Genomic DNA, 12,778 nt, shown 5'->3' with positions numbered 1-12,778 from the left:
CCGGGTCGAACTCGGTCCAGCGCAGCTTTCCGGCCTCGTCCCGGTCGACATGCAGGACGTGACCGCCGCCCAGCGGCTCCTGCTCGAAGAGGACGGCATCGGGCTGTTCCTGGCTGGTCAGGCGCAGCGCGCCGGTGGGAGACGTACCGACCGTCGCGAAGCCGTGCGGGCCGGCCACCTGGGTACCGGTCGCGTCGATGCGGGACGCCGTGCCGGTCGTGTGCTCGATCCACCAGTGCTCTCCGGTCAGGACGCCGCTCCGCCGGCGGATGGCGACGGTCGTCTCCTGAAGGGCGCCGTGCGCCTGGTAGACCCGGTGCTCCAGCGGCTGGCGGCCTGCCACGTCTCGCCGCAGGGCGATCCGCCCGGACCCGAGCGGGACGGCACTCACGGTGTCGTCCCGCTGCCCCGCGCCATCGAGGAACCGAGGCTCGGTGGACCCGGGCTGCCCCAGCTCGAAGTGCAGTGACCCGGTCCCGTCGGAAAGCCGGACCGTCCGCCCGTTGTAGACCCCCTCCTTGGTGAAGAACCACGTCGTACCCGTCCCGTCGGCGACGCCGAAGGCGGCACGTACACCGGGGGGAACATCCGTGGTCAGGCTGAACCGGTCGGCGACATCGGAAGCGTCGGCGAAATCGACGGTGCCACCGGTGAACCCGACCTTGAGCCCCTCGAGTTCGGCAGGCATGTCGCGGGCCACACTGCCGAGGAACACCTCGTGGTACGTCTCCTCGCGGCTGCCGCTGAAGCCCCGGCGCAACCCCGTGGGAATGTGCGTGACCTGGTAAAGGCCCCCGCCCAGGCCCTCGTGCACGGTGGGGACGACGGCGTAGTCACGGATCGTCACCGTACGGGCGGACGGCGTCCCCTCGGTGACGACCGGGAGCCGCTCCGCCAGAGGCAGCTCCTGGTACTGCACCAGGGCACGCTGAGCCTGCCGCTTCAGCTCCCGTTGGCTTCGGGCCATGGCATCGACGACGTTCGGGTGGATCAGGTTCCTCGACGTGCCCGCACGCTCCAGCGCGTCCCCGAGCTCGGGCGCGATCTCCTCGACGCGCCCCACGGGGCCCGCTTCGAGCCCCTCGGCCGGGAACCGGTTCATGACCTCCTGGACGCTGGACAGATCGGGGCCATCACCCGGCCTGACCCCGTCGACCACGGCCAGCGCCTCGGCGAGGACCGCCTGGAACACCTCGGTCCGGTCGACCGGGTCGAACTCCGGCAGGGGGTGGTCCCGCACGACGGGACCGGAGTCGATGGTGTCCTCGATGATCTCCAGGTAGCGCCTGGGCACACCGGTGCCCGGGGCCGTGGCGATACTGGCCATGATGCCGGTGTCGGTGGACTTCCCGGGGGTGTCGCGGAACACCGACTCGGGGTCCAAGGAGGTGTCCGGCAGCCCGGCGAAGTGCGCCAGCTCGTGCAGGCCCAGCAGGTCGTTGCGGCGCTGCCGCGCCCCGAGTTCGTCCGGGTCGAGCGCCGGGTCCTCGGACCGCAGCCGGAAGTGCAGCTGGTCCGACCGCCCGGGGTCGGACGACATGCTCAGCTCGATGGCCTCCCGGTCGTCCGAGACGGGAGTCAACTGCAGACCGATGTGCAACTGGTCGCCCGATCTCGGCAGTCGCAGACCAGTGTTGAAGTAGCCGTCCAGCGCGGCGCGCCAGCGGCCCTCGAACTCCGGCAGCCGCTGCGCCGTGAAGCCCTCGCCGAAGCGCACCGGCAGGTGCAGCGTCACATCGCGCACCCAGCGGAGATCCTCGGCCTGGACCCGCCGGATGGTCGCGCGGATCCTGGTCTTGTTCCCGGGCAGCCAGCCGTCCGCGAGTGGCTTCCCTCGCATCGGATCGAATCGCTGGGTCTCCAGCTGGGCGCCCTGCGCCTCGGCCTGCCGGTGCTGCCACTGCTCGGGCAGCACCGGATCCGCCACCGGCTGCGCCAACACCTGCGGCGCCCGCGAGGCCCCGCTCGGCGTGGCCACCCGCTCGGCGGGGGCCTGCGAAGGCATGTGGGGCTCGTCCCCAACGGTCTCCAGCCGTTCGGACGCCAGCTCCTCTTCGACCAGGGCGAGCGTGGAAGGCTCGGGCTGCTCTCCTTGGGCAGGCGTGGGCGACCCGGACTGCTCTCCTTGCTCAGATGTGGACGACCCGGACTGCTCTCCTTGGGCAGACGTGGGCGACTCCGGCTGCTCTCCTTGGGCAGATGTGGAAGACCCGGACAGCTCCCCCTGGGCAAGCGCGGGCGGCGCGGTCCGCTCCAACCACTCGTCCAGGTTCGCGTCGGACGGGAGCATGAAGTACAGGCCGTCGGGGACGGTGACCCGCAGCTGTCCGTGGCGGCCGGTCAGGACGAGGCCGAGAGTGGCCTTGTAGTAGAGATACGGCTGTCTCGCCCGCTCCCGGTTGGCCTCGTCGACGTCCTCGGCCTCGCCCGAGGTTTCCTGGCTGCGGTCCCACCCGTAGCTGTACGGGGCGCGGTTGATGAACCGGGGGCCCTGCTCCGGGTCCTTACCGCTCTCCAGGCCGGCCCCGACGAACCACCCGGAGGACTGCTTGACGGGGTCCTTCTCCGACTCGTGGGCCTGGGTGTAGTGACGGGCCTTGAAGGTGGCGGGGTCCGCCGGGCCGATGCGCGTGACGCCCGTCACGTCGATGCCGACGGTGACGCCGCGCTTGCCGACCGGGACCACATACTGGTGCTTCAGCAGCTTGTCGAAGCTCGCCCGCAGCATGTTCTCGCCCGTGTAGTGGGCGTACGCCACGCCCGCCGCGATGTGCGGCCCGGGGATGTTCCAGGTCTCCGGGGCCACCGCGTCCAGGTTCTCGCGCTGCACCCGCGAGGGGGCCGCGGCCAGCGCCGCCCACTTGTGCACCGCCGCGTGCGCGGGCAGCGCCCACGGGTGGCCGTCCGTCAGCAGCCGCTCCAGCAGGGGCGCGGGCGTTGTACTGGCGGACGGCTGCGGCCGGCCGACGGCCGGCTCCCACACCGGGTCGGTGCCGTAGGCGCGGGCCGCAGCGGGCGGCAGCTCGCCGGAAGTGACCAGATGGCGCGGGACCAGGAGGCGCACATCGCCGCGCACGGTGCCGGCGTCGGCGTTCTCCGGCTCCGGGAAGCGCTTCACGAACGTCTCTTGGGCCTGCCACCACGCCTCCGCTGCCTGGCGGTGCCCGGTCCAGCCGGCCACCGCCAGCGCGGTGCCGCGTACCAGGCCGACAGGAGCGCGGAGCACGTCGGGCAGCTCGTAGGCGAGACCCATCCGGACGCGGAACGTCACCTCGTGGCCGAACTCGACGGAGCCCTCCCGGGTCTGCGCCCGGTAGATCGCCATCTCCTTCTCGGACTTCTCGTGGCCGAGCTCGGTCTCCCGGCGGTAGCCGGCCTCGATCTCCGGGCCGAGATGGATCTTCTCGCCGAACAGGGCGCGCCCCACGAAGGCCGCCTGCCATCCGAAGGACGTCGCCTGGGACGTGCCGGTCGACCGCACCGCCTGGTTGCGCAGCGTCAGCCGCACGTCGGGCCGGTCGAGCTGCTCCTGCGGCCGCCCCGCCTCAGCGGTGACGTGCACCCACAGGTAGCGGGCGCCGAAGGCGGAGGGGACGGCGAGCCACCGCGACACGCCGCCGCCCGTCAGCACCGAGTACTGGCTGAGCAGGGCCTCGGAGGAGAACGACCTCTCCAGTTCGCGCAGCAGCAGGTTCGGCCGGTACCCGTCGCCGCGGTCCTTCACCAGGCCCTGCTCGGTGAGCCACCCCTTCATCAGGTCCAGCACACCGTCGGCGCGCAGCACCTCGGCGTGGCCCACCCCCGGCAGCAGTGCGGGGTCCACATGGCCCGTCGGCTCGTGCGGCGCCACCGCCACGTCCGGCGGCACCGGGAGACCCAGATCCGCAATCCGCCGCTCGGGTACGAGGAAATCCAGTCCGTCCGCGACCTGGACGACCTGCTTCCTCGCGGTCATGCTCCGGCCGGAGCCGGTCACCCGGTCGAGCACGCCAGGGCTCTTCCACCGGAAGACGGTGAGCTCGAACACCGGGTCCGCGCGGTAGGTGTGGGTGGTACCGCCGTAGGTGGCACGGGTGATGCCCACCGGGCCCGCGCTCGTGGTCTCCTCGCGGCTGCGGCCCCACTCCCAGCCCGCCTTGCCGATGGTCGTGACCTTGGCGTGCGCCCACTTCGAATTTTCGTCACCGACCTCGAACCGCAGACCGGCACCGGCGTTCACGCCGAGCGAGCGCTCCTTCGCTGTGCCGCTCTCGTGCTGCGCCTGCCCCTGCGAGTACTGCTCGATCTCCACCTCCTCGCCCTTCTCGGCGTGGGCGGTGAGATGCCTGGGCTCGGTGACCACCATCCGGACGCGCAGCATGTGGTGCCATCCGCCGTCGGTGGTGGGCAGGTCGACCAGCAGGCCGCTCGGTCCGACCAGTTCCGCGAAGTGGGCCGCCAGTTCCGTGGACGAGAAGGTCCGGTTCAGCTCGGCGGGCCAGTTCCCCCAGTCCTCCAGCCAGCTGTCGGGAAGCCCGTCGGTCTGCTGGAACAGCCGTGCCGCGGCGAGCGGCAGGTCGCGGGGTGTGAGGAAGGCCGGGAAGACGCCGGCGACGCCGCCGCGGCGGAAGTCGGTCTCCGTCTCCGGCAACTCGGCCAGCGGGCGCACCTCACCGGCCGCGCGGGCGTCGTCGGCGGTGAGCGGCTGCGTGGGGACGTGCTGGTGCGGAACGACGATCCGGGCCACCACGTCACCGGGCCGGTCGATCCACCACCGGTGCGGCGAATGGCCGGACGCGCGCACCGACAGGTCGTAGACGAGGTTGTAGACATGCTCGTCGACCGAGCCGACCGTCTCCGTGCGCCGGTACGACTTGGCCGCTCCCGCGAACTGGCTGGTCCGGCTGCGACCGCCGCCGATCGAGAAGCCGACGTTGCCCAGTTGCAGGCGCAGTATCTTCTTGAGCTTCACAGCCAGCCGGGCGCCCATCTGGAAGTCGACGCTCCAGGAGGTCGCCCGGCTGCCGGTCGCCGCGGCGCTCTCCAGCGCCCGCGCGTTGACGATCATCGGGTAGGCGTCCACGTCGGTCCGGCCGTGGACCCGCTCCAGCAGGCGCGCCCCCACCGACACGGTGTACGTCCGGCCGCTCACGGTGATGTCGTGCGTCACGCCCGCCAGCAGCCGCGGCAGGTCGCCCTCCAGCGCCGGGCGGTCGAACCACGTGGCCAGGTCGTCCTCGGCCTTCGACCAGTCGGGCGTCTTCCGGCCGCCCGTCAGCTGCCGGTGCACTGTGGCCAGCACGGTACGGATCTGCGGGAGCACCAACTCCGCGCCGGGCAGGGCGATGCCCATGCCGAAGCCCTGACCGAGCCGGGACGCCAGCGCGAGCGGCTCGCGCGGATGCGGCTGAGGCAGCGGGGCGTCCAGCCGCGCCGGCCTCTGGTAGGCGGACTCCGGCAGTACCACCCCGTGGTCCGCGGCCAGGGTCAGCAGCCGCGCGACACTCGGCTGCGCGTCGACGGGACCTTCCAGGGAAAGTGCCTCCTGCCGCAGCGGTGGCACGTCCTCGCCCAGCAGCCGCTGCTCGAAGTCGGCCGCCTCCCGGCCGGGGACGCCGATCTCCGCGTCGACGATGTGCTCCACGGGGGCGATGCGGTGGGTGTCCGACAGCACCTCCACCGTCACGCGCAGCCCCGCCCGGTACCGGGCCTGCTCGCTGGTGGCGTTCAGCACGGTGTGGCTCATCGCCACTTGGGCCAGACCATGCCCGGCGTTCCGGCTTCGGTCGTACGTCAGCGCTGCGGAGGGCATGAACCGGACCGTGCCCTTGGTTCCGCCGGCGCTCGCCGCGCCGAGCGACAGCCGCCCCTTGTCCATCCGCGAACGGGCGGCGGTGATGCCGATGCCGGAGTCCTCGCGTATCGCGATCTCGGGGGTGTCACCCAGGTACTGGAGGTCGTGGATCTGCGCCTTGATGGTGAAGCGGCCGCGGAACCGCCCCCGGCCCGCGCGGACGTTCACGCGGTTCGTCAGCACGCCGTTGCCGAGCAGGTACCTGCTGCGGTTGCGGGCCGACTTCTCGTTGAGACGGGACAGCACCGTCTCCGCGATCTGCCGCACCGCCTCAGCGGGCAACCCCGCGGAGCGCAGGCGCCGTTGCAGCTGGGCCGCCACCGGCACCAGGTCGATGGCGTTGATCACCTCGCGGGCGTGGTGCGGGCGCGACACACCGGTGCCCTGCTGGGCGGGCTCGTCCACCGTCTGAAGGCGCGGCCCGCCCGGCTGGATGAAGTCCGAGGGCAGGTCCACCGTCACCTCGGCCGGGACGACCAGCTGCTCGTCCCCGGAAGCGTAGGGACGCAGCTCGCCGTCCACGAAGACGCGCATGTGCACCCCGCCGGCCAGGAACCGGAGCGTGTCCTTCACGAAGACCTTGCGGCCCGCCACCACGCTGCGTTCGAGTTCCGTGGCCTGCTCGCGGCTCCACTGGCCTCCGATCAGCGGGATCACGGGCAGCAGGGAGCCGGCGCCCTGGGCGAGTGACAGGACCGTGAGCGGGACGATGTCGGCGCCGTGCGGTCGTTCGATCGCGGTCTTGTTGGTGGACGACTGCCCGGCGAAGGACACCTTGTAGTCGCGCACTGCCGCATCCGCCTGGGGATCCGCCGGGGCGGGAGCGAGCTGCTTCAGCACCGGCCGCAGCCACACCACATGGTCGCCGGCCACCAGCATCAGGCCCTGCTGCAGCGCCCTGTCCCAGAGGGCGGCGGGCGTGGCGGCGTGCTCCTCCTCGCCGTGGGTCTCCGCCGTTCCCGACGCGGGCGCGCCGGTCAGCAGCCCGCGGACCGCGTCGTAAATGCCCTCGAGCAGCTCGGTACCGTCCCCGGGCCGCGTCACCTCGAACGCGACCCGGTCCGCCCACTGCCGTGCCACGTCCTCGTCGAACGTCTTGGCGTCGCGGACGGTCACCTCTCCCAGAGCGCCCCGCTCCACGTACCACGGCACCTCGGCGTCCGGCGCGTCCTCCACCGTGTCCGGCCGGCCGGCCTGCCGGTCCACCGACGAGGAGGCGACCGCCTGCGGCGCGGGAACCTGGTCCTGGGTGTGGTCGGGGGTGGCTGCCTGCTCGGGTGCGGGGACCTCCTCGGCCACGGGCGCCCGCTCGGCCACGCGAGTGTCGTCGGCGGCAGGCACCTGCCCGGGTACGCGAGTGTCGTCGGCGGCAGGCACCTGCTCGGGCTCGCGGCTGTCGTCGGAGGTGGGGGCCTCCTCGGACACGCGGACCTCCACCGCCGCGGGCGCCCGCTCGGCCACGCGAGTGTCGTCGGCAGCGGGCACCTGCCCGGGTACGCGAGTGTCATGGGCGGCGGGCACCTGCTCGGGCGTGCCGGCCTCCTCGGGCGCGCGGACCGGGACTTCCTCCGTCGTGCGAGCCCGCTTCGGCTCGCGCATCTCGTCCGGCGTCGCGTCCTCGGCCGTGCGGGCCCGCTTCCTCGCGCGGACCTCGACCGGCGCAGAGGGGGCCTGCGACGCGGTCGTCTCACTCGCGGCAGGCGCATCTTCGGAAGCCCGTACCTCGTCGAGGGCCGTCACTTCCCCGGACGACTCCGTGTCGCGCACGTCCTCCGCATCGCGCACGTCCTCCGGCGTACGCACCACATCGAGGACGCCGGCCTCCTCGGAAGCGTGCACCTCTACGGCGGCCACGGAAGGCTGCTCCGAGTCGCGCACGTCCTCCGGCGTACGCACCACCTCGAGGACGCCGGCCTCCTCGGAAGCGTGTATTTCCTCGGCCGTACGCGTCTCCTCAGGGACCGTCATGTCCCCGGCGGCGGGCTCCTGCTCCGACGCGCGCGTGTCCTCGGGAACCGTCACGTCCCCGGCCGACTGTGCCGTCTCCCGCTGGGGTGAGGTCGCGAGGAGGTCGGCCAGGGTCGACGTCGGGTGGCTGATCGTGATGACCGCGCGGCGCAGGGCGGCCGGGCCGTCGGCGGCGCTCGTGCCGGGCGGATACTCGCGGCCGCGTGACGTGACGACGACGTTGAAGTCGGAGGCGTGCAGCTCAGAGGGCGCCTCCGCCTCCCGCAGGTGCCTGCGCAGGCTCTCGGTGAAGGCGTTGGCCACCGCCTCCGCCCGCTCCTCGCCCCGCCGGATGGCCCGGCCGTAGTGGGGCCGCCCGAGCACGGTGCCGTTGCCGTGACCGCTGATCGACACGACGGGCAGCGGCCGTCCCCGTTCGAAGGCCGCCACACCCTCCTGGGCCGTGCTCGCGGCGAGTGCGTCGATGGCCCGCACGGTGTCCGCGGACAGCCGGCGCGATCCTCCCTCGAAGAGGACGTGCCGGGTGACAGGCTCCGGAGCCCGTACCTGTCGTGCCGCGCGGTCGAAGTAGTACTCCACCTCGGTACGCGGATCGGTCACCCGGAATCCACCGCGCAGCCGCGTGGCCGCCTCGCCCCGCAGCACGTCGGCGCGCAACCGCGCCCCGGTGCCCTGCGGTACGAGCCGGACCGCGCGCAGACGGCCGTCCGGTGCGAAGTGGAGCCGCACGCGCTGACCGCTGAGCGGGTTGCCCCGGTACGCGGCAAGCGGCCGTTCCACCGATTCCAGCACCCGCTCGGCGTTGTAATGCCACGTCACCGGGGTGTCCGCCAGGCCCTCGACGTGCACCACAAGCCCGCCGTCCTCGGTCGGCTCGACCCGGACGCCGTCGGTGCCGGCCTCGTTCCCGCCGGACACCACGGACAGCAGTTGTCCGGTCTCGGCGTCGACCCGGATGACGTGGTCGGTGCCGGGCAGCGCGATGTCCTCGTGCTCGGCGATGGGTTCCAGCCGCGCCGGGCCATGGCTCGTCCCCGCGCTTGTCCCGGCAGTCGTCCCCGCACTTGTCCCGGCACGCGTCCCCGCACTTGTCCCGGCACGCGTCCCCGCGACCTGGGCAGGCGTGGCCTCCGCCACCGCACGCGGCGGCCTCGACGCGGTCGCGGTGTCGGTGGCACCGCCCCGCAGCCCCGGCCGCGACGCATCGACGCCCCGCTCCTCGGCCAGGGCCTTGGCCACCGTGACGGCCCGGGCCTCCCGGTCCGGCGCGCCCGCGTTCTGATGCAGCTCCTGGGCCACGCGCATCGTCGCCCAGTACTGCTCCGAGTCCCGCTCCAGCAGCGAACGGCCGCCCTCGGCCACCGTCAGGTTGAACGGGTTGTGCTCCGCCGTGATCCGCACCGCATGACGCCAGAACTGCCCGGCCGAACGCTCGTCCAGCTTGCCGAAGGTCACGGCGAACCGCTGGAGCTCCGCCGACGGCGGCGGAACCTCCCGGGCGTAGATCATCTCGAAGTCGCCGTCATCGTCGTCGTCGAGCGCTCGGGACTCGATCTTCAGCCGGGCCCCGGGAAGCAGCAGCACCTCCTCCTCTTCCGGGTTCGCCGAGAACGCCGTGATGTCCCGGCCCCAGTGCCCGCTCAGATCCGCGCGGACCAGCACGGGGTATTCCATGGGCAGGAGCTGGTCCCGCATGAACCCCTTGGCCATGTCCTCGTTGCGGCTGAAGCTGGCGAACGCCGGGAACGAGAACTCGGTGCGGCCGGAGGCGGCCGGGTCGCCATGGCCTGTCCCCGCGAAGAGTTCGTCCGCGGAGCGCTTGCCGCGCCAGACCTCACCGGCCGCGGGCGGCAGCTGCTCCAGCGCGTCCAGCAGCATCGCGGAGTGGGCCGCCATCTCCCGCTCGATGGTGGGCAGCAGCCGCTCGGCGATGGCGTGGAGCTCCTCCGTGTTCCGTGCGTTCTCCTCCTTCGACAGATTCCGGTGGTCGGCGGCGAAGAGCTGCTTGGCGACCGGGTCGGCGGTCAGCGCGGAGGTGATGTCCCCCAGCGGCTTGCCGAAACGCTCGTCGATGATCCGCCTGATCCGCTTGCGCAGCGCTGACCGGACCTCGGCGGGCCCGAACTTGAGCACGGTGTTCATCAGCGCGGAAGCCGTGGCGGTGTATGCCATCAGGGCGATGAAATGGGGGAGGGACAGCCGGTCCAGCACCCGCTGCGGCGCCATGTCGTGCATGAGCAACCAGCGCTCGACGGACGGCTCGTCCTCCACGTCGGACAGCGACAGAACGTCCAGTGACTCGTCGACGAGGGAGAACTTCTCCATTTGCTGCCGGGCCCTCTGCAGCATCACCTGGCCGGGCTCGGCGAAATCGCCGTCCCGGACCCTGGACCAGTAGACGGCCTCGTGCGGCAGCAGGCCGTCGTCGGCGACCTGCCAGCGGATTTCGCTCAGCTCCAGCCCCGGAACGGACCGGTACATCCGCGCGGCGTCCTCCAACGCGTTCCCGGCCAGCGATGGGACCACGTCCGCCGCCTGCAGGCCCGCCAGAACCTCGTAGAGAGAGTCCTCCTGCTGCGGAAGCAGCGATGCGATCAGGGCGAGCGCGAATCCTTCCCCGTCCGCGTCGGAAATGTTCAGTACGCGCAGGAGCTTTCCGAGCTCCGCGGCAGTCCGCGACGCACGCTCGGCCGGCGGCACGGCCGTGGTGCCCTCGCGCAGCGCCGTAACGTCCAGGCCCAGTTGCTCAGCCCTCGCCCAGTCACGCGAGCCGACGATCCCGCGCAGCAACGCCTGCAAGGCCAGCGGGGAATCACTGGAGAGCGCCGCCTGGCGGAAGGCCGCCATCAGATCCGGTACGTCCCACTCCACCAGGTCGTCGATACCGACCGACCAGTCCTTCTCCGCCGCCAGTTCCTCCGCCATCCCGTCCGGGAGGAAGACCTGGATGATCTCCTCCTCGCCCAGGCCGGAATGCGCCTCGGAGAGCACCCCGAAGAGGACGTGCACAGCGATCTGCGCCATCTCCTGCGCCCTCGGGTGACCGGCCGCGTACTCGGCCAGCCTCTCCTCGAAGTCCTGCGCCAACGGGACGTACGCCGGGTCCGTGTACAGCGTGCTCAGCAGCCCCGGGGCCTCGGCGAACGCCGTTGAACCGTCCGGAACCGCCTCGGCTTCCCTCATGGGTGCGTCGGACATGGGTGCGTCGGACTCCGCCGTCGCGCCGGCCCGGCTGGTTTCGCCGGTGAGCAGGTCCGGGGAGCCGCCCAGCAGCCCCTCGTGCGCCGCATGGACGCCCCGCTGCGCGGCCAGCCCGCGTGCCACCTCGACGGCCCGGTCGAGCCGGTCCGCCTGGCCCGCGGACTCGTGCAGCACCTGCGCCACACGCATCGTCGCCCAGTACTGCTGCGAGTCCCGCTCCAGCAGCGAACCGCCGCCCTCGTCGACCGTCAGACGGAACGGGTTGTGCTCCGCCGTGATCCGCGACGCCTCACGCCACAACTCCGCGGCAGCACGCTCGTCCAGCTTGCCCAGCGCCGTCACGAACCGCTTGAGGTCCGGCAGTTCCGGCAACCCCTCGGTGGAGTCCAGACGCTCCTCGGAGCGGCCTTCCTGGTCCTCCGCGGCCGCTGCCATCCGCCACGCGGCGGCCAGTCGGGGGTACGCGTCGCGCTGTCCCGGCCTCTCCATCCGACCGGCGAGGTCCACCATCCGCGACCGAGCGCCCTCGTCGACCGGGGTGATCGCACCGGTGCCGTCCAGGCGGCGTACCAGCGCGTCCAGGTGCGTTCCGGCGATCTGCGTGTCCGGGCCGATCCTCAGTACGCCCCGGGCCAGATCCGCCGCACGGCGTACGTTCGACAGGCGCTCGACGGTCAGGTGCTCGGGTCCCCCGTACACCTCACTCGCCAGCGCGCCCAGGTGCCAGACCTGCAGGCCGTCGGCCGCGCCGATCCGGCCGGCCAGCGGCAGCAGCTCGTCGCGCCCGACCACCGAGCCGGAACCGGCGAGCTGCTGCAGCGCGTTCCGCAACGGGGTGAGCGGGAACTCCGGCTGCTCCTCGACGGCCGTGATCAGTTCGTACGGGCGGTTGCCGTCCTTGTGGATCTCGCGGGACGTGATGTGCAGGCGCGCCCCGGGCAGCAGTAGCACCTCCTGCTCGTCCTCGTTCAGGGAGAAGGGCGTGATGTCCCGGCCCGCGTTCCCGGAGAGGTCGGCGTGAATGAGCACGCGGTGGGAACCCTCCAGCGGAGCCTTCCTGATGAACAGGAACCCGTGCTCTGCTTCCTCGCTGCTCCGGCTGAAGCTGGCGAACTTATCGAAGGAGATCTCCGAGGCCGCGTAGCCCACTAGGCGCGTGCCGCGCCAGACCTCACCGGTCGCGGGCGGCAACTGCCGCAGCGCGTCCATCAGCATCGTGGCGTGGGCCGCCATCTCCCGCTCGATGGCGGGGAGCAGCCGCTCGATCTCCGCGTGGAACCGCTCACGATGCCGCTGAAGTTGCTCGGGGTCCATGTCCCGGGGACGCACGGCCGTGAGAGCGGCGAGCTCCGGGCGGTCGCGCAGCGCGGGCGGCAGGGAGCTCCCGTCGCGCAGGTGCTCCTCGACGAGCCATTCGATCTGGTGGCGGAGCGCCGAACGAGCCTCGTCGGCATCAGGCTTGAGCAGTGGATTGATCAGCCGGTAGGTCGAGCTGGTGTAGGTCATGAGCGCGGCGAAGTGGGCCGGGGTCAGGCGCTCCAGCAACTGTCGCGCCGTCATCCCGTTCCGCCGCAGCCAGCTCTCCGCCCACGAGTCCTCTTCCGGGTCCTCGGGCAGCGGCTGGTCGACGAGACGCTCGAAATCGACCCTGCGTTCCTGAACCTGCGATATCCCGAACGTTTCGAGCCCGGTGAAGCCCCCGTCCTCGGGCGCAGTGAAGACCTTGGACCAGTAGGCGGCCTCGTGCGGCAGCATGCCGTCCACCGCGACCCACTG

1 pseudogene is annotated in these 12,778 nt (G+C 72.1%); it reads right to left on the bottom strand.

What is annotated here, in order from left to right:
• Positions 1–12,778: pseudogene (locus ACWD4J_RS43635) on the bottom strand (hypothetical protein); the annotation flags it as partial.

Source organism: Streptomyces sp. NPDC002577 (genome assembly GCF_053594815.1).
This window is presented reverse-complemented; position numbering and strand designations above follow the sequence as displayed.